This is a genomic window from Psychrobacter sp. T6-5 (assembly GCF_052258485.2).
In the GTDB taxonomy this organism is placed as follows: Bacteria; Pseudomonadota; Gammaproteobacteria; order Pseudomonadales; family Moraxellaceae; genus Psychrobacter.
On sequence record NZ_JBQQEY020000001.1, the window covers coordinates 2013956 to 2036815 of the forward strand.

The following is a 22860-nucleotide window of genomic DNA, read 5'->3' on the forward strand; positions in this document are numbered from 1 at the left end:
AAAACCGCTACTTTACAGCGGGCACTTTAAAGTAAGTCTATCTAAAATATACGTGAGCGCCGCGGGCAGCGTCAACACAGAAACTGGCGCTGTATCCGTTTTGATACAAATGTAGAACTGATAACGTTACGTCGCATTCAATCAACAAAATTAGATAGCAGTCGCGTCTTACTCTCTAGCATTTTTTGACTTAACCACTGCTTAAATATTACCTTGCGTGGATCTTCATGAAATGGTTCATACGACAGCAAGTGATAGGATGAGCTATCGGCAACTGGTGGATGCATCAAAGTTAATAGCTGATGATCCAGCTCTTTTTCTATCATATATATAGACAACACTGCTGTACCAAGCCCCGCCAAACACCCTTCGAGGCATAAATAAAAATGCTCTAATACCAGATGCTCATAGGATAAAAATACTTCTGGTAAGCGCTGAGATTGATTGAGCTGCTGCCACAAATGAGGCCGTGAGGCTGATAACAATAACGTTTTCTGGTCTTCAATATTAGGATTGCGCACAGCCACTATGTATTCATCAATGATTTTTTCATGATGAATGCGGCTATCCCATACAAAATCATTTCTGCGAATAGCCAGATCAATAGACTCACCTTGAAAATCAACATGACCACCTGCCGTGACTAGCAAAATATCAAAGCCATACCCCAACTGATTGAACTCAACCAGCCTCGGAATCAGCCATTTCATTGAAAGCGTTGGCTCACATGACAACACCAGCCGTTTTGTTTGATGAGGCTCATTTTTTAAGTCGATCAGACAGTCGTCGAGGCGCATAAACACATGCTTGCAACAGGAAAAAAGCAGCTCACCTTTGGTAGTAAGCACTAGGGACTTGCTTACCCTATCGAACAGATCTATATCCAAATGGTGCTCAAGGTTTTTGATTTGTTTACTGACTGCGCTTTGACTTACAAACAGTTTTTCGGCAGCTACGGTCACACTACCATGGGTTGCCACGTAGTAAAAATACTTAAGCGCGTTTAGAGATAATTTTTCTATCATGCCAAAATCTCATAAGTAATAGTGAATATAAGTCGATTTTAGTCTATACAGAAGTGTGAAAAGATACAACCACATTCATGGAGTCAATGAGATATTGTAATGAAAAAGATAATGATTGAAGGACGTCATAGTACAACTAAGGTATGGCATGTTGAAGGGCAAATCTTATGACAGAATTTTATGCAGTCATGCTAATTACTATTCTTGCGGTGATTAGTCCAGGTGCTGATTTTGCGATTGTGACCAAAAATAGCTATATGTATGGCCGCTCTGTTGGCGTATTAACTGCTATTGGTATTGCTCTAGGCGTCTTAATACATGTGGCCTATACCTTGATTGGCGTTAAAGTAGTCATGCATCTTGCACCCAATTTTTTGGTCATCATTAAGTATGTGGGCGCGTTGTACCTAATATATATAGGATATAAAACCTTTTTACAGCGTCCTGTGGTTGATACAACCAATAAGGCCTCAATTGGTCTATGGCGTGCATTTAGGAATGGTTTTTTTACCAATGCCCTAAATCCTAAAACCACGTTGTTTGTAATCAGTACCTATACACAAATCGTGAGCGCAACGACGTCCAATACCATACTGATAGGGTATGGGATATTTATGTCCGCTGCGCATTTTATTTGGTTTACTGTGGTGGCTTTACTCTTTTCGCAGCAAGCACTGCGTACCAAGATGCTACGTAAGCAAGTGGTCATTAACCGAGTGATTGGGTCGATACTAGCATTACTTGGCATGATCTTACTGATGACAAACATTCAATAATGGCATGTATTTGGATGTAATTATCAAAGCGAATTAATATATGTACTAACTTGATCGTTTATTATGCAAAGCTATTACCTTTAAACTATCATTTTTAAACTTGGTTAATTTTTAAACTTGGTTAAATGGTTGATAGCCTTTACTATTATGGTCAGCCACCAATATTGGGAGATAGTCATACGTATGAAAACGATTACCGCTTTGGTATTTGAGGACTATGAAACGCTGGATTTGTTCGGCCCTATAGAAATGTTCGGTCGCTTAAAAACACTTTATCGTATTCAATTTGCCTCGTTGAGAGGTGGCATTATCAACAATCAGCACGGTGTGGCTTTACATACAGTGAAAGTCGATGAGTTGCCATAGCATACTGATATTCTATTAATCGTCGGTGGACAAGGGACACGGCAGCTGGTTCACGTGCCAGCCTTTTTGACGACACTACAACAACTGTCATTGCAGACTGAGTGGGTGCTAAGCGTATGTACAGGCAGTGCCTTACTTGCAAAAGCTGGACTGTTAGATGGCAAGCGCGCCACATCTAATAAGCGAGCATGGGCATGGGTGATTTCGCAGTCTGATCAGGTTAAATGGATACCAGAGGCACGGTGGGTTATTGACGGTAAGTTTTACACGTCATCGGGCGTTAGTGCGGGTATGGACATGGCATTGGGGTTTATCGCAGACCAGCATGGGTCAGCCATGGCCCTTCAGCTTGCTAAAGATATCGAGTACCATTGGCAAGAAGACAGTCAAACAGATGATTTTTTTGACAATAGTATTCATGGTACTTAATGCTATAGAGTCAATTGTCTTGATAACGTTGTATGTACTTAGACTTCAAAAATCGCCCTGCATCATCAAAAAAGGTCCAAGCAATGAGCTTAGACCTTTTTTGATGTTAATAAGTGAGAGTCTGTTTAGTAGAAAATATACTTTGGGTAAAAAGATATTTTTAACGTTTAAAAGTTCACACTAATATCAAAAAGGTAATAACGACCCGGTTCATTGTACGTACGAGCGCCTGCATTGGTCGTCGTCCCTTCACGTTTGATTTGCTTATCAAATAAGTTTTTGACTCCTGCGCCGATGGTGATGTCGTCTGTCAGATCATAACGGGTGCTCACATTGGCGATCGCATAGGGTTTACGATCAAGCTTAGGTGTACTTAGAGCGTCGCCAGTCGTGACAGATATTTCAGGGGCTTCGATGGGGCCGTAGTAGCTAACCCCAAGGTTTGTATTCCAGCGCGGGGTGATGTCCCAATCGACATTGGAGTTCATGGTATATTTTGGAATCAAGGATAACGGCTCACCGTTGTCTTTACGCTCTGAGCGGATATTGCCCGTCATGTTGGTCGACCAAGTGACCGTGTCTGTGACTGGTACTTTGACAAACCCTTCCAGACCTTCAATGATCGCCTCTCCTTGATTTTCCCACTGAAAAACTGAACGATCGGCGGCGATACCATCGGCGATGACACCGACCACACCCACACGCTCTACCCCAGCACCGATGCGATTGTCATAGTCGTTGCGATAGTAAGTCAAGCCAGCGTTCAGACCAGTATCGTCTTTATAGGTAAAGGTCAGCTCTTTGTTCCAAGAGGTCTCGTGATCCAGATCAGAATTACCCAAGACGTAGCAGCCTCGTTGATCAGTAGGTACGCTGGCTGGGCAACCGTTACCGCGTGTGTAATAGATATAGTTCGGATCCAGCTGGTAGAGTGACGGCGCTTTAAACGCGCGACTAGCACCCGCTTTTACCGACCAGTTTGGGCTAAAGTTCCAAGTGGTATTGAGGCTGGGTGACCAATTACTACCTGCCTGATCATGATAATCAAAACGCAAACCAGGGGTGATATACCAGTCAGGGGTGATTTGATAATTGTCTTCTAAATACGCACCAACCAGATATGACTCTGTCTTTGCATCACGCTTGGATGGATCGGTTTCGGTCTCACCAAAATCAAAACCCTCATCAAACGTCAAGGTCGACACCAGCGGATTATCCAATTGCTCACCGCGGAATTCAGCGCCTGCCGTCACGGTATGACGGTCAAAGTAGATGTCCCATTCAGATTTTGCATTTAATGTGTCATAGGTCGCTTTTGTCCAATTATACTCAGCCTCCCCTTCAGGTTGCGAAATTTCACCTTCATAACGACCAGCGTTGCCTTCATTCAGACGCTCATTAATCGTACGCGTATACTCTAGATAGCTATTGCTACTGGTATTCTCATAGTCACCGCGGTGAGTTAATGCCGCACCATAACGCTCCATTTTATTGGTTTCCTGACCTGCCAGCGCATTGACCAAGTCGTCATTGACGGTCTGAAACTGTGAGTCGCCCGCCCAGCGGTTACTTTGATTGCTGTAATTCACCTCAAATCCAACGGTATTCATCGCATCCATCGCGTATTCAAACAGCTGGCGAGCATCTATATTTTCCACCCCTTCACGCCCTGCTGCCACCGAAGCGGACGGACCGCCGCGACCATCAACAACCTGAGCATCGTCGGCATTAATATAAGGATCGTCCCCTTCGCTCTCGTGATAACCAAGCGTGGTACGGAAGGAGAGCTTATCACTCAATGGGCCTGCCATATTGATATTCGTGCGCCAGTTTTTACCCTCAAGATCGCTCTCTGGCATCTCATAGTGTCCTGTGACAGAGAACTCTTTTTTATCAGGCGATTTGGTGAGGATATTGACCACCCCGCCCATGCTACCCGAACCATAACGGGCGGCGGCTGGACCACGCAACACTTCGATGCGATCAATGGCGCTTGGTGGTACCCATTGTGAGTCGCCGCGCGTATCTTGTTCGCTACCACGGCCCGGACGCACCGCGTTACGCGAAGTCACCGGGCGACCATCGATCAGAATAAGCGTATTGTTTGGCCCCATACCGCGCAGATCGATTTGACGCTGATTGCCACGTTGACCCGAAGTGGACGACCCTGATAGGTTCACACCGGGCATTTTGCGCACGATCTCTGAGATATCATTAGACAATGAAGCCTTCTCAATCGCCTCTTCACCAATCACTGATAGACCCGGCGCTTGTACCAGCTCATCTCTAGCGGCGCGTACGACAATGGTATCTAGCGTGGTGCTGGGTAGCGCTGCTTGCTCATCAAGGCTTTGTTCATCAGGGCTTTGCTCATCGATAGCTTGTATCACGTTATTTTCAGCGGCAACAGCAGTCGTGCTAAGAATCGAGGCAATAGCGATGCTTAATAGAGCCTGACTGGTTGCTAAGCGTGGTAGCTTTTGTGAACGAAAATTATTTTTATCATTAGAAGGTGTTGATAGTATCGGCATAAATCACAATCCTGAAAGTACTTGTTTTTATCAATATCGTCAGCGTTATCAAAAAAGGGCTGTTACAGCGCATTGACTACGCGTGTCAGCAAGCGAAGACGAGCTGCCTTGAATTACATTGATAGCAGTCAAATGGCTAATGTATTGATATAGATCACATCTCAAAAGCAGCGATAGTAAAATATAGTTCGCTACTTAGTAATAAAGCATGCACACTTTAGCAACATTATAAAAATAATACAAACAATAATGAAAATTATTATCATTTAGATTCATAAGAGACATTTTAGATGAAAAATCAACGCTGCTATCCAAGGTCAATGGAACGCACAACTTTACTATCGGTGAAGCAACAGCGTAAGATAACTGACGAAAGAATATGGATAACCACTGGAAGGAAAACCTGAATAATGGATAGAATTGATGCGATGCGGGCATTTGTATCGGTAGTGACTGAGGGCAGTTTTAGTAATGCCGCAACAGCCATGCAGCTGTCGCCGCAACTGGTGAGCAAATATGTGTCAAAGTTAGAGGAGCGACTAGATATACGCTTACTGAACCGCACTACTCGTAAAGTCAGTCTAACGGAAGCAGGTACTCACTATTTCGAGCATGCACAGCAAGTGTTGCTCAGTATCGATGATATGGAGTCCAAATTAGGTGGGTTTCAGCAGAACCCAAAAGGCACATTGAGAATAAGTGCCCCTGTGTCCTTTGCGCTAAAACATATGGCAAAATTGGTCACGGATTTTCAGACACGTTATCCTTCGGTCAATGTCGATTTGCAGCTGAACGATCGCAAAGTAGATATCGTTGAAGAAGGATTTGATGTGGCGCTTCGCATCGGTCAGCTCAAAAGCTCGTCGCTGATTGCCAAGCAAGTTGCGCCTGTCCGCGTTATATTGTGCGCATCCCCCGAATATCTCAAAAAATATGGCGTGCCTATCACACCTGAAGATCTAAAAAATCATCGTTATTTGCATTACAGTTATATGGAAAAATACGGCAAAGAAGATATTTATCAGTGGCTAGATACCACCAATCAGCCTAGCTCGGAGCTGACCAGTAATAACGGAGATTTGCTTGTCAATGCTGCAGTGGCTGGGGCTGGAATAGCATTGCAGCCCACGTTTATTGCGAGTGAAGCGCTTAGTAAAGGGGCGCTTATGATGGTGTTACCTGATTATGAGCCCGAGACGTTGGGGTTGTATGCGGTGTATGCCCATAGAAAGCTGTTGCCGCACAAAATCAGGTGTTTTATTGATTTTATCGAAGGGTATTATGGTTCACCGCCCTATTGGGATGAACCGATACAGCACTTATAGTTAAGTAGGTAGCTTTTTCATTATCGCCTAGTTGATATCTAGACAGATATACTTGGTCTCAACATATTCTTCGATGCCATATTTTGAGCCTTCACGCCCGAGGCCAGACTCTTTGATACCGCCAAATGGTGCCAGCTCGGTGGTCAGCATACCCGTATTGACACCAACCATGCCCACCTCTAAAGCCTCAGCGATACGCCATACTCGCCCGATATCTCGGCTATAAAAATAACCTGCCAAGCCATATTCGGTACGATTGGCGAGATCGATGCCTTCTTCATCGGTCTCGAACTTAAAAATAGGCGCGATAGGACCAAAAATCTCTTCGTCAGCGATGCGCATGTCGCTGGCAACGTCGATCAAAATAGTCGGTTCAAAAAAGTTGTTACCTGCCTCAACTCTCTGACCACCACATAATACTGTTGCCCCTTTACTGGTCGCATCAGCGACTAATGCTTCTGCGTTATCTGCCGCAGCTTTGGAGATCAAAGGCCCTTGTGTTATACCTTTATCTAGACCATTTCCAATTTTTATAGCACGTACTTGGGCGGCCAATTTTTTGGTGAATTCGTCATAAACACCCGCTTGTACAAACAGACGATTGGCGCACACACACGTTTGACCACTATTACGATACTTGCTCATCATGGCGCCTGTGACCGCTTCATCGATATCGGCATCGTCAAAAACGATAAAAGGAGCATTACCACCCAGCTCCAGCGACATCTTTTTGACGGTATCCGCGCATTGCTTCATCAAGATTTTTCCCACTCGCGTCGAGCCTGTAAAGCTGATTTTTTTGACCAAAGCATTGGTAGTCATCTCTTCACCGATCGCAATCGGATCGCCTGTGATGACACTATAAATACCATCAGGCACACCCGCTTGCTGCGCCAAATACGCCATAGCTAGTGCTGAATAAGGCGTCTCCATGGCAGGCTTCACAATCATCGGACAGCCTGCTGCGAGTGCAGGTCCTGCCTTACGACTGATCATAGAATGCGGAAAGTTCCATGGCGTAATGGCAGCCGTAACGCCAACAGGCTGTTTAATGACTACCAAGCGCTTGTCTGGCATATGCCCAGGAATGAAGTCGCCGTAGATGCGTTTGGCCTCTTCAGCAAACCATTCTAGATAATCCAAGCCACTTTGTATCTCGCCTCTGGCTTCCGCGATGGGTTTACCTTGCTCATGAGTCATTAGTAATGCCAAATCTTCCCTATTTTCAGCAATCAGCGTGTGCCAACGGCGTAGAATATGGCTGCGCTCTTTGCCCGTTTTTTTCGACCACGTTGATTGAGCGATATCTGCCGCTTCAATAGCACGGCGCGTCTCGGCAGCTCCCATCATTGGCACGTTCCCAATCAGCTCGCCTGTGGCAGGATTGAACACCTCATGGGTGTCTTTGCTATCAGCATCACACCATACGCCATTGATAAAGGCTTGCTGTCTAAACAGCGCATCATTTGTTAATTGCATTTCTCGCTCCAACTGGTTTTTAGAATTATAACAATCCGCGTGTGGTCAATACGCCGCGAGCTATACGGAAGCACTCAACCCCTTGTGGCACACCGCAATAGATAGCAATCGCATGTATCGCTGCACGGATCTCTTCAACCGTACAGCCGTTGGTGATGGCACCATTGAGATGTAGCTCCCATTCATGCATTTTGCCGAGCGCCGCTATCATAGTGAGATTCATGAGTGAGCGGGTTTTGACATCGATGGCGTCATCACCCCAGCCAAACCCCCAACACCACTCCGTCATGGCTTCTTGGAACGGCTGATTAAACTCATCGGCGGCCTGTAGGTTTTTTTCGACATACTCAGCGCCCAAGACAGCTTTGCGCTGAGCCAGACCCAATTCAAATCGTTGTTTGTCCATGACTAATCCTTAGTATTTAATATTTGGTATTTATTGTTTATTAAGATGTAGCCCCATCTGACAGGCTTCATCAATGTGTTGACGGCATGCTTTGACTGCCGCCTTACTATCACCTTGCGCGATATTATCAACCACTTCTTGTAGATTATTTGGGCCTTTGGTGGCACGCTCTTTGGTAGACAAGGTCATGAATCGCAAACGACCAATACGTCCGTTGAGTCGCTCGGTTAACTCCCATGCAACCGTCATACCCGCTGTCACAAATAGATGCTCGTAAAACGCATAAGAATGCGCCAGTGCTTCGACCACATCGCCTGCATGCAAGTTATCGCGAATATGTACCAAGTGACTCTGTAGCGTCTCTACCAGCTCGGGAGTCACTTGCTCAGCGCAGTGACGAACCGCCTCACTCTCAAGCGTCGCCCGCAAGTGATAAATCTGGCGAATCTCATCACTTTCTAGCACCGCAACCGAAGAGCCGCCTGCCGAAAAAGTCACCAAATGCTCGCTCTCTAAATGCCGAATGCATTCACGCACGACCGTCCGACTGACACCTAATTGCTCGCAGATCGTACGCTCAACCAAGCGCTGTCCTGGCGCTAGCTGCCCCGTCATAATAGCCAACCGCAATTGCTCTAACGTGGTTTCTTTTAGCGTTTTTGGTTTTTCTACTTTCTCTAACATAGGACCTCTACTCTTTTGGATGGAAATGCAGAGTATAACGGCTATCAGACAAAAAATCAGTACGCTTTCATATCGTAATACGGTATACCATAATATTATTTTTCAAAAAAAGCTAGTAATTAATTTAATACCGTATTATGGTATACCAACGTTAAAACAAATTATTCATTATCTTTTATGACCGTAGGGATACCATCATGCTAAAACCAGAAATCAGAAAAATCGTCACTTTTGAAGAAGAAACGTTCATTGAAGGATTCAAAGCTGCTGAGACGCCTTTGCGTATGTTTGCCGTTGCGGCAGTGATTACCAATCCGTGGGCGGGGCGCTATGTCGAAGACCTAAAGCCAGAAATCCAAGCCTTTGGCCCTGTACTGGGCAAGTTACTAACTGACAAGATTATCGCCTTGGCAGGGGGTGCCGACAAGATACAGGCTTATGGTAAGGCGGCTGTCGTTGGGTTAGATGGCGAGATTGAGCATGCGTCAGGTCTGATTCATACCCTGCGTTTTGGCAATTTTTACCGTGAGGCCCTGTCTGCGAGCAGTTATTTATCATTCACCAACATGCGCGGCACGGCAAACTCCCCCATCATGGTACCGCTGATGGACAAAGATGATGTCGGTCGCCGCTCACATTATTTGACCATTCAATTTGCTATTCCAGATGCGCCTCGTGATGATGAAGTGGTCATCGTCCTAGGCGGTGCGACAGGTGGCCGTCCGCATCACCGCATTGGTGATCGTTATCAAGACCTCAAAGATTTAGGTCGCGATTTAGACAATCCAGCAGCCGTATAAGGAGCAGACAGCCATGAAGTGGTCACGTAAAATCTCAGATGGAATCGCTTATCACTATCATGCTGATGCCAGTGATAGCGTGGATGAAAAAGCCACTCCTATCGTTTTTATCCATGGTGTGGGTTTACGCGCAGAGAGTTGGCACCAGCAGCTGTCTGTATTTAGCGAGCGCTATCGCTGTTATGCGATTGATATGCCAGGACATGGTGACAGCGATTTATTACCAAACCCTATATTGAAGCTACAAGACTTTGCGGATGTACTCACTACCTTTATCACCAATGTCGTGGGCAAGCCGGCGATCATCGTTGGTCATTCATTGGGGGCAATGACGGCGTTACAAACTGCCGTATCGTCACCCAAAGTCGTATGCGGTGTCGCGGCATTGAATGCCATCTACGAGCGTCCAGATGAGGCGGCTCAAAATGTCCAAGCGCGGGCCGCGTCGCTGATCGATGACCTCACTCAAAATGTGACTGATCAACCGATTGCCAGATGGTTTGATGGCAATCCTAAATATCGCTCAGAGGCCGAGCTGTGTCAGAACTGGTTGGATGAGGGCAATCGTTTAGGCTATGCGCGTGCCTATCAGATGTTTGCTCATCTACGCGGTATCAGTGCTGCTGACTTAAAAACCATTACCGTGCCTGCCTTATTTTTGACCGGTGAGCTGGATGTCAACTCTAGCGCCAAAATGTCATTAGCAATGGCTGATCTAGTTCCCCATGCTAATGCCGTTATCGTTCCTGATGCTCGCCATATGACTCAGATGACACACGCGAGCGCCGTCAACGCGGCCTTGGCAAGATTTTTTGCCCAATGTGACTCAGAGTCTACCGTTAACGCTTAACGCACCCCATTGCCCACTATGAAAAAGAGGTATTTATGAAACAACTTGATCCTAAAATGTTACGCAACGCCTTTGGCAGTTATATGACTGGGGTGACGGTAATCACAGCCACGAGTAAGGACGGCACACCTGTCGGCTTCACCGCCAACTCATTCACGTCCGTCTCGCTTGATCCACCATTGCTACTGGTTTGCCCAGCAAAATCCTTATCAAGCTTTGAGGTCTTTGCCAACTGCGATAGCTTTGTTGTCAATATCTTGAGCGAAGATCAGCAAAACATCTCGAATATTTTTGCAGGTTCTAAAGACGATCGTTTTAGTCAAATATCATGGCACAAAGACGACCAAGGCAACCCTATCATCGATGGTGCGTTGACACATTTTTCTTGCAAGACAGACCGCAATCTTGAAGCGGGCGATCACAACCTTTTGGTAGGTGAAGTGTTGAGCTTCTCAAACCGCGAAGGTCACGGCTTAGGGTATGCATCTGGCGGTTACTTTAGCTTGGCGCTCGAGCGCGAAGCGGCAGAAATAAGCACGCAAGAGAAGCATGTCAGCGTGGGCGTGATTATCGAGCACAATGGCAAAGTCTTGATTAGTCAAAAGGATGGCAAAGCAACTCTACCCAGTACAACGACCGATGACAATACAAATGCGGTCAGCACGATTCAGCAGTTTTTGGCAGATAATGGTGTTGATGCTCAGTTGGGTGCGGTCTTCTCCATCTATGAGAACACCAAAACCAATATCAACTATATCTTTTACCGTGCTATTTCCAACTCAGCAGAGACTAAAGAGCTTGGTGAATACATCTCAATTGATGATATTACAGAACAAGATTTTGCCACTGCCGCCATGAATTCAATGATGACTCGCTATGCAACTGAAAGCAAAAATGGCCTATATGGTGTCTATGTTGGCCAAGAAGAAAAGGGCCGCGTTCACTAAATTTTATATCTAAACAACCGTTAAACAAACACAATATTTAAAAAAGTCAGTTAAAGCAAACAGCAAAGGATATGCCTCATGAAATTTTCATTATTCCTCCATATGGAACGCCTCGACGAATCACAATCTTATGAACAGCTCCATAATGATTTTATTAAGCTAGCAAAAATGGCTGATCAAGGCGGGATGCACGCTATCTGGACAGGCGAACACCATGGTATGGATTTTACCATCGCCCCCAACCCATTCTTAAACTTAATCGATCTATCCCATCACACCAAAAACGTCCGTCTCGGTACAGGTACGGTTATTGCACCGTTTTGGCATCCGATCAAACTGGCGGGCGAAACGGCCATGACGGATATCATCACAGGCGGCAGATTGGATCTGGGTATTGCTCGCGGTGCCTATAACTTTGAGTATGAGCGTTTGATGCCAGGTATGGACGCCATGGAAGCGGGTGGCCGAATGCGAGAGCTGGTTCCTGCCGTACAGAAACTGTGGAAAGGTGATTACGCCCACGATGGCAAATTTACCCAATTCCCCTCGACGACCTCTGCGCCAAAACCGCTACAAGCAGGTGGCGTACCGATGTGGATTGCCGCACGTGACCCGCATAGCCACAACTTTGCGGTAGAGCATGGCTGCAACGTACAAGTCACCCCGCTTTGGCAAGGCATGACAGAGATTCAAAACTTAATGACGGCTTTTAAAAATGCCAAAGCTGAACACGGCGCAGGCAAAGACCCAAAAATCATGCTGTTGCAACATGCTTACGTAGGCAGTGATGCTGATGATGTGACAAGCGCGGCCAAATGTATCAGCCGTTTTTACTGCTATTTTGGTGCTTGGTTCAAAAACGAGCGTCCCATTCGCCAAGGATTGCTTGAGCCATTGAGCGAAGAAGAAATGGCCGCCATCGACATGTATGCGCCTGAAAAAATGCTAGAGAACATGCCCATTGGTACGCCAGATCAAGTCATTGAAAAGCTCAAAGTCTATGAAGACTTGGGTTATGACGAGTTTGCCTTTTGGATTGACTCTAGCATGAGCTTTGAGCAAAAACGCGACTCATTACGCCGCTTCATTGATGAGGTCATGCCAGCATTTGCATAAACGCACTTAGCTTATAAGCGGCTCAATTTATCAGCGACTTAGCTCATAAATGACGAACAGATACCCCAACAAGCAATTTGGAGAACCACAATGTCCAAACCTCATTACAAGCTCTATATCAATGGTGAGTGGTGCGAAGGCAGTAATAACCAAACCCTAGAGAGCTATAACCCTGCAACGGGCGCGGCGTGGGCGACGTTTGCCTGTGCCAGTCCTGAAGATGTGGCACGCGCGGTCGATGGCGCCAAAGCGGCACTCAATAGTCCTGAGTGGGCAAAAATGACTGCCACTCAGCGCGGCAAACTGATCTACCGTCTAGCAGATTTGATCGAACAAAATGCTGAAAAACTCGGCAAGATCGAAACGACAGACAGTGGTAAATTGGCGCACGAAACCGTGGCACAAACGCGCTATGTCAGCGACTATTATCGTTACTTTGCGGGGCTTGCTGATAAACTAGAAGGCGCCACCCTACCTATCGATAAGCCTGATATGCACGTCTTTACCACGCGTGAACCGATTGGTGTGGTCGCCGCTGTCGTACCTTGGAATGCGCAGATGTTTTTGACTGCTACCAAACTTGGCCCTGCGCTAGCGGCTGGTTGCACCATTATTTTAAAAGCGTCTGAAGTCGCCCCATGTCCGATGTTTGCCTTCGCTGAGTTGATCGAACAAGCAGGCTTTCCAAAAGGTGTCGTCTCTGTCATCACGGGTGATGCCGAAAACTGTGCCATTCCGCTGACAAGCCATCCAGACGTGGACAAAATCGCCTTTACAGGTGGACCAGATGCGGCGCGTCACGTGGTCAGAAACTCTGCCAATAGTTTTGCAGTGACAAGCTTGGAGCTGGGTGGAAAGTCACCGATTATCGTCTTTGAAGACTCAGATTTGGAAAGTGCGGCGAATGGTTTGATTGCTGGTAATTTTGGTGCGTCTGGTCAGTCTTGCGTCGCAGGCTCACGCGGGTTTGTACAGCGCTCTATCTTGCCTGAGATTATCAAACGCGTGGAAGAAAAAGCCAAAGGCATCGTCATTGGTAATCCACTCAATCCTGAAACGCACATTGGACCATTATGTACCAAAGCGCAGGTTGAGCGCATCAAAGACACGCTTAAAAAATCTGTCGCCCAAGGCGCGACGATTCGCTTTGGTGGTCATGCGCCAACAGATACAGACTTGGCTGACGGCAATTACTTTTGCCCAACGCTCGTGGAATGCCCGAACACCGACATCGAAACGCAAACTATCGAGATGTTTGGTCCTGTCATGTCATTGGTCGCGTTTGATACTGAAGAAGAAGCCATCGCGATGGCAAACGATAGTGTTTACGGCTTAGGTTCAGGCGTGTTTACACAGAATTTGGCTCGCGCCCATCGCGTCTCTAAGCAAATCAAGTCAGGCGTTTGCTGGATCAATACATACCGCGCGATTTCACCGACTGCGCCGTTTGGTGGTTATAACCAATCAGGATACGGGCGTGAGGCTGGTAGCGAATCCGTTCTGCAATATACACGCACAAAAACGACATGGATTAATATCTCGGCGGAGCCGATGGCTAATCCTTTTATCATGAGATAACCGATCAGTGTAGTCAGCTACATTCAGTTTTAAGGAAAAAACTATGGCTATCCGTCCTCCCCTAAAGGAACTCAACATAAAAACTCATGACAAAGGTTTTTATAAAGGGTTTAACCGTTTTGTTACGGTCACCTCAAAAATCTTTGTCACCTTAGTAGTGATTTGGATTTTGAGTGATATCGAGCGTTCTGGCGCGATGCTAGATGCCATGAAGAACTGGTCTTACACCAACCTTAATGGCTATTATACTTATGCCATCGCCTTTTATATTTTAGTCTGTTTGACGGTTATTTTATGGCCGTCATTTGGGCGTATTAAACTTGGCTCCGACCCAAATGGCAAACCTGAGTTTTCCAATTTTTCATGGTTTTCGATGATCTTTGGTGCTGGTATTGGTATTGGTGTCTTAACCTATAGCGCTGCTGAACCGCTATGGCATCTCGCCAACAACCCTGACATCATCATGTCAAAAGAGCTGGTCGTATCGGCACTAAGTAGTAATGGCATGACCGTACCTGAGGGCACTGATGTCTTTAGCTTTTACCAAACCCAAGTCACTGCCAGTGCATTGGCGCCCATTGATGGTCTCGTCCTACCCAAGAGTGAGGAAGCATTGGACACCGCGTTTCGTTATTCCTTTTTTCACTGGGGTATCAGTGCGTGGGCCACGTATTGCTTAGTCGGTATCTGTTTGGCGTTTTTTACCTACGTTCGCGGTTTGCCGCTCACCATGCGCTCGGCGCTCACACCTTTATTTGGCAAGTATTTAGAAGGGCCACTTGGCAATATCATCGATGTGGCTGCCGTCATTGCGACTATCTTTGGGGTGGCGCAAACTATTGGCCTTGGACTTAGCTCTTTTGCCTCAGGATTGTATAGTATTACGGGTATTTCATGGCTAGTCACGGATGCGGTCAATCCTGAACCGACGACAGGCGCACTATTGATGTCATTGTTTGTGGTCATGTGTCTTTCCATGGTTTCAGCATTATCAGGGGTAGGACGCGGGGTAAAATGGCTCAGTAACATTAATATGGTGCTGTCCTTTTTGCTGCTTGCCTTCTTCTTGATTTTTGGCGCAACGATGTTTGCGTTAGAGATGCTGGGTAAAGGTATCTTTAGCTATATTGTGCATCTGCCCGCAATGGCAGTAACGGTTTGGGATCCTAATACCGAATTGGGCGCTTGGCAAACCAGCTGGTCTATCTTTTATTGGGCGTGGTGGATTGCGTTCGCGCCATTTGTAGGACTGTTCTTGGCGCGTATCTCCAAAAATCGTACCATTCGTGAATTTGGCTTGATTGGGATTGTTGCCCCAAGTTTGACGTTGTTTGTTTGGTTCTCCTTTATCGGTGGTACTGGTATTGATTTGGAATTAAGCGGTATCGCAAACGGTCAGATATTTGATTCTGGATTGACCGCACAGCTGTTTGAGATTATTGGCTTTATGCTAAACCCAGCGATGGCAGGTGTTTTATCGTCAATGGTGGTTGTGCTTCTACTCACCTATTTGGTGACGTCGGCTGACTCTGCATTACTGGTCGTCAATACCTTGAATGCGGCGGGTGAAGTCCATATCGAGAATGGTCCGAAACATATCATCGTTTGGAGCATTGCGCTGACAGCGGTGATTGGCGCATTGATATTGGCAGGCGGGTTAAATGCTATTACTTCAGCCATGATCGTGGCCGCTATCCCCTTCTCCTTTATTATTATCTTAATGGCAATCAGTCTATTAAAAGCGTTAATTTTGGACATTGCCCGAGCAAAAGAGACATAGCCTGAAAAGAAACATGGTAACGACTATCTAGGGCGTGTCCTCATTTTGAAAATGGTGATAAAAATGAGATAAATAGTCGCTAAACAAGGAAAATAGCGCAGATAATATTGAGATATTAACCAGCTATTTGACACCGTTTAGCAAGATTTAACCATTTTTAGCCCATTTAGAGGCTTTCGTTCAGATTGAGGACACGCCCTAATAAAACACCCCGTACATTGATAAATGTACGGGGTGTTTCTATTTAACCAGAAGTCGAATTTAGCCATTATTTCAAATACCTAAAATCACCCAAAATTGAGTTCTATGCTTCTTGTTTAATATTCTCTAATGCCGCAATCGCTTCTTTTTGCGACTCATCGATCGGTTTTTTTTGTCCACTCAACTTATCGAGATAGACCAATACAGACTCACCGATCGCAACGACTGTCTTCTGCGCTGTACTGTAATAGGTATATTCATGAACCAGACTTGAGTTACCGATTTTTTTGACCTTGACGCCAATCCATAACTCGTCAGGATAAGCAACTGATTTGAGATATCGACATGACGAGGCGGCCATCACCGAAAACGTTTTTTCGTTAAATAAGCCAAGCCGCCTGTTGTAGTAAATACGAGCGTTTTGAGAATATTCGTAATAAACCACATTATTGACATGACCAAAGGTATCCATATCGCCCCATTCCACTTGTTGAGGATAGATCACCGTAAAGCCATGCAATGGGTGATTGTCATCGCTTGTGACAATCTTTTGTATTTCTGGGAATGTAGGAACCGCTTCCATAGTTCTTCTCTTCTTGTTATGTAGGTTTTGTTATGCAGATGATGCGTTTGACTCAGGATGCTCGTGATTCACACATACCTCCCCCATCCCTAGCATTTATGCAGACACTAGGGTTTATACAAATTTTCTCTATTATCAAAGTCACCGTGATGATGATAGGTTTGTTTGGTTAGATTAAATTTTCTGAGTACATCGAGCGCATGCGTTTTTTATCGAGTTTACCGACGCTGGTTTTTGGCATTTCTGATAAGAACCTCACTTCACTTGGCACGCCATATTTTGGCAAATGACCTCTCTCAACTGCTTGATGACCCAGTGCCAAAATATCTGTCGATGTTGTATCGACATAATCTGGTTTTAGCACAATTAAGGCGAGAGGACGCTCACCCCAGCGCTCATCTGGAACACCAATCACCGCGATATCAGCTACGCTCGGATGGAAGGATAGAATGGTTTCGACCTCAAGCGAGGACACCCACTCACCGCCTGACTTGATAACGTCTTTTAGCCTATCGGTAATGCTGAGCGTACCATCAGCGGTCATGCAGGCGATGTCTTGCGTATGCATCCAGCCGCCTTTCCATAACGCATTGCCTGCATCGGGTTTTTTAAAATAGCTTTGGGTCAGCCACGGCGCTCGTATCACAAGCTCTCCCGTCGACTTGCCATCCATCGGTTGAGGTTGTCCGTTTTCATCCCAGATTTCCATCGATACCAGCATGATGGGCGAACCTGACAGACAGCGATAATTGAGATTGTCCTCTAGGGTCATCGACTCGGTTTTGTCATCAAATACCGCTCGAGACAGCACAGGACAGGACTCTGACATCCCAAACCCTGACATAAACTCGATACCGCACTCGATAGCGGCTTTGGCTAAGCCTTCGTTTAGCTTTGAGCCCCCTAGCAGCAGTTTGAGATTCTCAAACTTACGACCGCGCTCTGCCATTTCTTTTAGGAGCATTTGTAATATGGCGGGGACACCATGTGACAGCGTGACTTTATGCTGCTCGATCAAATCGACCAGTTTTGGTGCCAGATAGCGCCCCGGATACACTTGGTTTAGCCCTATCATGGTGGCGCCATACGGCCAGCACCACGCATGTACATGAAACAAAGGAGTCATTGGCATATAGACATCGTTATAGCGCGCGCCTTGACCTTCGGCATTGAGCGCTGATGCCAAAGTGCTTGCCATCGTCTGTAGTACAATCTGTCGATGGGTAAAGAACACCCCTTTTGGGTCGCCTGTGGTACCACTGGTATAAAATGTGGTCGCGATGGTGTTTTCATCAAAATCTGGGAAGTCAAACTCATCACTAGCAGCTGCCAATAGCGCCTCGTACTCACCATCGACATAATCAGGCAACTCTGCTGTCTCACCACCTGCTTTGTCATCTTCTGCATCATCAGCCCACATCACATACTCAATAGAAGGCGCATCGTCACGGTAGTTTTTGATCATCGGTGCAAATTCAGCATTTAACAGCAGTGCTTTGGGTGCAGCATGATTGACGGTGTACAGCACTTTGTCTTCTGATAAGCGCACATTGACAGTTTGTAAAATCATGCCGGACATTGGCACGGCAAAGTATGCCTCAAGGTAACGATGACTGTCCCAGTCCATGACCGCGACCACATCACCTGCCTGCAATCCCATGTTTTTTAGCACATTGGCTAAACGATTGATACGCTTAAAAAACTCAGTATAGGTATAAGTCACTTTGTCCGCATAGCTAATGGTTTGGTTGGTGGAAGCGATTTTGGCACGGTTAAGTAGCTGCTTAATAATCAACGGAAACCCATAAGCTTCTTCGGCTTGATGGTAGTTGTCATGTTGATTGAGTATGGTTGTCATAGTGTCATCCTTGATAATAAACTGTCCTTAATAATCAGTAATGTGGCGCGCGTGCTTTTGAGTCTTAGACGCGTTCTATCACCATGGCAAGCCCTTGCCCAATACCAATACACAAGCTGACCACGGCATATTTGCCGCCTGTACGCTGTAGCTCTCGAGCGGTACTCAAGGCAATTCTTGCACCTGATGCGCCAAGCGGATGGCCGACAGCGATGGCTCCGCCATTGGGATTAACACGCTTATCATCAAAATCAATATCCAACCCTTTAAGGCAGCCAAGCACTTGAGAAGCAAATGCTTCATTAATCTCAATGACAGACATGTCATCGAGGGTCAAATCAGCACGTTTTAGCGCAAGCTTAATCGCTTCAACAGGACCCACGCCCATAATATTGGGTTCAACACCCATCGCACCTGATGACAAAATTTTGGCGATCGGTTTAAAGCCGAGCTTTTCCTCCGCTTGCTTTGAGCCAATGATGAGCGCAGCTGCGCCATCATTGATACCGGAGGCATTACCTGCGGTGACCACACCATCTTGGTTTAAGGGTTTAAGCTTTTGTAGCGCTGCAATATCGGAGCTGGCACGAGGATGCTCATCATCGGTAACGACTTTTGCGGGCAACTTCTTACCTTGTGGGACGGTGATAGGCGTTATCTCATCGTCAAAAAATCCTGCTTGTTTGGCAGCTTGGTATTTGGCTTGCGATGCAGCGGCAAACTTATCCGCTTCTTCGCGCGTGATGCCATATTTATGAGCAACATTGTCACCCGTCTGCGGCATGGTATCGCTACCGAACTGCTCAATAATCTTTGGGTTAGGAAAACGGCTACCGATGGTCGTATCAAATACTTTAAAGTCACGGCTAAACGGCTTTTCTGTCTTGGCAAAGACAAAAGGCGCACGCGTCATCGACTCCACACCACCCGCCAAAATAATATCCCCTTCATGACACGTGATACTGTGCGCAGCATCGACCACAGTAGACAGACCTGACGCACATAGGCGATTGACGGTCTGACCTGGCGTGGTGACATCCAGCCCTGCCAACAGAGCAGCGTTACGCGCGATGTTACGAGAGTCCTCGCCCGCTTGGTTGGCACTGCCTAGCAGCACTTCATCAAACACATCGCTCGGCAATTGATGTTTTTCGACCAACGCTTTTATCACGGTGGCAACCAGATCATCAGGACGCACCGTTGCTAATGCACCGACATAGCGACCAAAAGGGCTTCTTAATCCATCATAAATATAGGCATCTAACATAACGCTTCCTTGTTGTATTTTTTAACTTTGAATAAATGGTTTTATAACGATATTTTGTTGTTTGTACTAATAAATGGCCTGCTGAGTGAACAATGACACATCCAGTTTGGCGCGGCGCTGTAACCAAGGACTTGGGCGATAGCGTGGATCTCCTGTTAGTCCGTAGATACGCTCTAAAATGAGCAGCACACGCGAGGCACCAAGATGATCGCCCCAAGAGATCGGACCGTATGGATACCCCAGCCCAAGCTTGACGGCATTATCGATATCCTCTGGCGTGGCAATTTTTTGCATTGCGATGTCACAGCCAAGATTGATTACCATGGCAATCACACGCTGCGCCACAAAGCCTGTACTTTCGGTAATCAGCGTGGCACTAACCGCCTCTTGCGCATCTGTCTGAGTACTATCTAAGTCTTTATTAACTTTGCTGCTACTAAACAACGCATAGGCTTGCGCCACGAATCGTTCTTGCGTGACGATGCTTGGCATCAACGTACGATGCTTTGTAAGCTCGGTAAGCATATCAATCGCAACCGCTTGCTTGGGATCGACCTGATAACGAATCGCCGCATTGGTCGTATCCTCGCCATAGATGGCGAGCAGCACCAAACTGTCAGGGTGTGGTGTGTCGTTGTCATCGATAGTAACGTCATGAGCATTTAAGTAATCAGTCAGCTGCGTTTTATCTTCTGCCAAATCAGCGCCAATCCAAACCGATGTAATAACGGCATCAGCGACGAGCGCCGCCTTAGGTGCTTGATTCTGAGCGCTATCTACGGAAACCTTCTGACCTTTTTCGTATTGATAAAAACCGCTGCCAACTTTACGGCCGAGCTTTTTGCCTACCAGCATTTGACGGGTTAATGGGTGCGGGCGATAGCGCGCTTCATGATAAAACTGGTCGTAAATTGACTCCATTACGGGGTGTGACACATCAATGCCCGTCAGATCTAACAGCTCAAACGGTCCCATGCGAAAGCCTGCGCTATCACGCAAAATACGGTCGATTTGCTCAAAACTTGCGACGCCCTCGCCCAGTATTTTTAACGCTTCGGTGCCATAGGCTCTGCCACCATGATTGACGATGAAACCCGGTGTGTCTTTTGCGACCACGCCCAGATGACCCATCCGCTTGGCCAAATCAGTGAGCGCGTCAACGACTGATTGCTGAGTAGAAAGGCCCGGAATAATCTCGACGATTTTCATCAAGGGGACTGGGTTAAAGAAATGGAACCCTGCCACGCGCTCTGGATAGTCACAGTCAGCAGCGATTGCCGTGACCGATAATGAGGAGGTGTTGGTCGCCAAAATAGTATCGGCGGTGACCACACTTTCTAACTGGGCGAAAAGCTGTTTTTTGATGTCTAAGTTTTCGATAATGGCTTCAACCACGATCTCAGCAGTAGCAATCTGGCCTAACTCTTGGACGACGGTTAAGTTGCTTAACATCGACTGTAGCTCGTCATCGCTGAATTTGCCTTTAGCAGTGAGCTTTTCGAGCATGGCTTGCAAGGAGTGTCGCCCTTGCTCAGCTGCGCCTGCTTTGGCGTCATATAAAAGGACTTGGATATCAGCTTGTGCAGCAATTTGGGCAATACCCATACCCATAATACCAGTGCCTACAATGGCAAGTGTATTCACGGTCATAATGATTCTCTACATAATTTATGATAGGAGTTGGTCGGCGTGGACCTCAAAAAACATAAGCGGCGTCTGCCCCTCAATAGCCTTTATAGTCGGCTGGGCGTTTTTCCAAAAAGGCTTTGGCACCTTCTTTTTGGTCGTGGGTATCGAACAGAATTTGAAAGGCTTTACGCTCCAGTGCTAGCGCGCCCTCTAAGGACATATCAACACCTAGATTCGCCACTTCTTTGATTTGCGCTAAGGCAATAGGAGAATACTTTGACAGCTGCTCAGCGATATCAATGGCGCGAGTGATGGTGGACTCATCGTCGACGACTTCAGAGACCAGCCCCATTGTATCCGCTTCATCAGCGCTGATCATATCGCCTGTTAGGACCATCTTCATGGCCTTGTGTTTGCCAATGGCACGAAACAAACGCTGCGTCCCGCCAGCACCGGGCATGAGTCCTATTTTGATCTCGGGCTGTCCAAATTTGGCAGACTTGCCTGCGATGATGATGTCAGCATGCATGGCCAGCTCACAGCCACCGCCAAGCGCATAGCCATTGACGGCAGCAATAATGGGCTTGCTGAAATGAGTGATGGCATCCCAATAGCGCTCGCTATGGCGCAGATACATATCAGCCGTACTGATCGTCAAGAAGTCATTAATATCGGCACCAGCAGCAAACACCTTGTCACCGCCCGTCAGGACGATCGCTTTGGTTTGTGGATCCTCATTTAATTGAATGAACAGATCAGCCATTTGTTGGCGTAATTCACCGTTTAATGCATTGCGCACTTTAGGACGATTGAGTGTGATGACACTCACGCCGTCTCCTTGTTTTTCACAAATAAGGATTTGCTCTTCCATGATCCACTCCTTAAACATCATTCCGATATAAAGTAAAAACGCATATTAAAACGATTATTTTGAAAAATAAATATCGCTATGCGGTATTTAATATCAATATATACTGTTTATTTTGGTTTGTGAAGGGTGAAAACCTGCTGAAACGAAAAATAATATGTGTGCGATAATAGATAATTATTATAAAAATACCGCAATGCGGTTTTTTAAACCAAAACTATTGTAATTTAATAATCCATGGATTATGCTGTTTAGCAAGCTCACCAAATTACTTAATTACTAAATACCGCATTACTAGCACCGTCAAAAAGCCATTATGACTATCAGTCGTCAACCAAACAGGCATTAATCAAACAAGGAAG

The 22860-nt window shown here is 46.3% G+C and carries 20 protein-coding genes; 10 read left to right on the forward strand and 10 right to left on the reverse strand.

Features of this window, described 5'->3' with window-relative positions:
- Window positions 1-137: 137 nt before the first annotated feature.
- Window positions 138-1025: a LysR family transcriptional regulator gene (locus tag ACTXGK_RS23325; protein WP_443516150.1), complete on the reverse strand. Its 888-nt coding sequence runs from the start codon at window positions 1023-1025 to the stop codon at window positions 138-140.
- A 167-nt stretch (window positions 1026-1192) separates the two neighbouring features.
- Between ACTXGK_RS23325 and ACTXGK_RS23330 the strand changes: the two genes are divergently transcribed.
- From ACTXGK_RS23330 to ACTXGK_RS23340, 3 genes are all read left to right on the forward strand, one after another.
- Window positions 1193-1801, forward strand: coding sequence for a LysE family translocator (locus ACTXGK_RS23330; protein WP_443516148.1), 609 nt, complete (start codon window positions 1193-1195; stop codon window positions 1799-1801).
- A 183-nt stretch (window positions 1802-1984) separates the two neighbouring features.
- Window positions 1985-2167, forward strand: coding sequence for a type 1 glutamine amidotransferase family protein (locus ACTXGK_RS23335; protein WP_443516146.1), 183 nt, complete (start codon window positions 1985-1987; stop codon window positions 2165-2167).
- A 9-nt stretch (window positions 2168-2176) separates the two neighbouring features.
- Window positions 2177-2596 (forward strand): DJ-1/PfpI family protein, encoded by a 420-nt coding sequence (locus ACTXGK_RS23340; protein ID WP_443516428.1) that lies wholly within the window; start codon window positions 2177-2179, stop codon window positions 2594-2596.
- A gap of 167 nt (window positions 2597-2763) precedes the next feature.
- On the opposite strand, the gene ACTXGK_RS23345 is transcribed toward ACTXGK_RS23340, so the two are convergent.
- Entirely contained in the window at window positions 2764-5127 is a 2364-nt protein-coding gene (locus ACTXGK_RS23345) for a FepA family TonB-dependent siderophore receptor (RefSeq protein WP_443516144.1), read from the reverse strand.
- Window positions 5128-5537: 410 nt separating this feature from the next.
- On the opposite strand from ACTXGK_RS23345, the gene ACTXGK_RS23350 reads away from it, so the two are divergent.
- Window positions 5538-6452 (forward strand): LysR family transcriptional regulator, encoded by a 915-nt coding sequence (locus ACTXGK_RS23350; RefSeq protein ID WP_443516142.1) that lies wholly within the window; start codon window positions 5538-5540, stop codon window positions 6450-6452.
- A 27-nt stretch (window positions 6453-6479) separates the two neighbouring features.
- On the opposite strand, the gene ACTXGK_RS23355 is transcribed toward ACTXGK_RS23350, so the two are convergent.
- Genes ACTXGK_RS23355 through ACTXGK_RS23365 form a run of 3 tightly spaced genes read right to left on the reverse strand, consistent with a single transcriptional unit; the run spans window position 6480 to window position 9021 of the window.
- Complete coding sequence (locus ACTXGK_RS23355; protein ID WP_443516140.1) at window positions 6480-7931, reverse strand: NAD-dependent succinate-semialdehyde dehydrogenase; 1452 nt, start codon at window positions 7929-7931, stop codon at window positions 6480-6482.
- Between the two features lie 25 nt (window positions 7932-7956).
- Window positions 7957-8337: a carboxymuconolactone decarboxylase family protein gene (locus ACTXGK_RS23360; protein ID WP_443516138.1), complete on the reverse strand. Its 381-nt coding sequence runs from the start codon at window positions 8335-8337 to the stop codon at window positions 7957-7959.
- Window positions 8338-8367: 30 nt separating this feature from the next.
- Window positions 8368-9021, reverse strand: coding sequence for a GntR family transcriptional regulator (locus ACTXGK_RS23365; protein WP_443516136.1), 654 nt, complete (start codon window positions 9019-9021; stop codon window positions 8368-8370).
- A gap of 197 nt (window positions 9022-9218) precedes the next feature.
- On the opposite strand from ACTXGK_RS23365, the gene ACTXGK_RS23370 reads away from it, so the two are divergent.
- From ACTXGK_RS23370 to ACTXGK_RS23395, 6 genes are all read left to right on the forward strand, one after another.
- Complete coding sequence (locus ACTXGK_RS23370; RefSeq protein ID WP_443516134.1) at window positions 9219-9821, forward strand: amino acid synthesis family protein; 603 nt, start codon at window positions 9219-9221, stop codon at window positions 9819-9821.
- Between the two features lie 13 nt (window positions 9822-9834).
- Complete coding sequence (locus tag ACTXGK_RS23375) at window positions 9835-10671, forward strand: alpha/beta fold hydrolase (protein WP_443516132.1); 837 nt, start codon at window positions 9835-9837, stop codon at window positions 10669-10671.
- 35 nt (window positions 10672-10706) lie between these two features.
- Window positions 10707-11618, forward strand: a complete 912-nt coding sequence (locus ACTXGK_RS23380; protein ID WP_443516130.1) for a flavin reductase family protein — start codon at window positions 10707-10709, stop codon at window positions 11616-11618.
- A 78-nt stretch (window positions 11619-11696) separates the two neighbouring features.
- Window positions 11697-12734, forward strand: coding sequence for an LLM class flavin-dependent oxidoreductase (locus tag ACTXGK_RS23385; RefSeq protein WP_443516128.1), 1038 nt, complete (start codon window positions 11697-11699; stop codon window positions 12732-12734).
- Window positions 12735-12824: 90 nt separating this feature from the next.
- Window positions 12825-14312, forward strand: a complete 1488-nt coding sequence (locus ACTXGK_RS23390) for an aldehyde dehydrogenase (RefSeq protein WP_443516126.1) — start codon at window positions 12825-12827, stop codon at window positions 14310-14312.
- 43 nt (window positions 14313-14355) lie between these two features.
- Window positions 14356-16092, forward strand: a complete 1737-nt coding sequence (locus tag ACTXGK_RS23395) for a BCCT family transporter (RefSeq protein ID WP_443516125.1) — start codon at window positions 14356-14358, stop codon at window positions 16090-16092.
- Between the two features lie 304 nt (window positions 16093-16396).
- Here ACTXGK_RS23395 and ACTXGK_RS23400 read toward each other — a convergent pair whose 3' ends face one another.
- The 5 genes from ACTXGK_RS23400 to ACTXGK_RS23420 all read right to left on the reverse strand — a co-directional run bounded on the left by ACTXGK_RS23400 (window position 16397) and on the right by ACTXGK_RS23420 (window position 22501).
- Window positions 16397-16876, reverse strand: coding sequence for an acyl-CoA thioesterase (locus tag ACTXGK_RS23400; protein WP_443516123.1), 480 nt, complete (start codon window positions 16874-16876; stop codon window positions 16397-16399).
- A 169-nt stretch (window positions 16877-17045) separates the two neighbouring features.
- Window positions 17046-18734, reverse strand: coding sequence for a fatty acid--CoA ligase (locus ACTXGK_RS23405; RefSeq protein ID WP_443516122.1), 1689 nt, complete (start codon window positions 18732-18734; stop codon window positions 17046-17048).
- 64 nt (window positions 18735-18798) lie between these two features.
- The gene (locus tag ACTXGK_RS23410; protein WP_443516121.1) at window positions 18799-20001 is read right to left on the reverse strand and encodes a 3-oxoadipyl-CoA thiolase; all 1203 of its coding nucleotides are present in this window, start codon (window positions 19999-20001) and stop codon (window positions 18799-18801) included.
- Between the two features lie 66 nt (window positions 20002-20067).
- Window positions 20068-21651: a 3-hydroxyacyl-CoA dehydrogenase gene (locus ACTXGK_RS23415; protein ID WP_443516119.1), complete on the reverse strand. Its 1584-nt coding sequence runs from the start codon at window positions 21649-21651 to the stop codon at window positions 20068-20070.
- Window positions 21652-21724: 73 nt separating this feature from the next.
- A complete protein-coding gene (locus ACTXGK_RS23420; protein WP_443516118.1) occupies window positions 21725-22501 on the reverse strand; it encodes an enoyl-CoA hydratase in 777 nt (258 codons plus the stop codon).
- Window positions 22502-22860 lie beyond the last annotated feature (359 nt).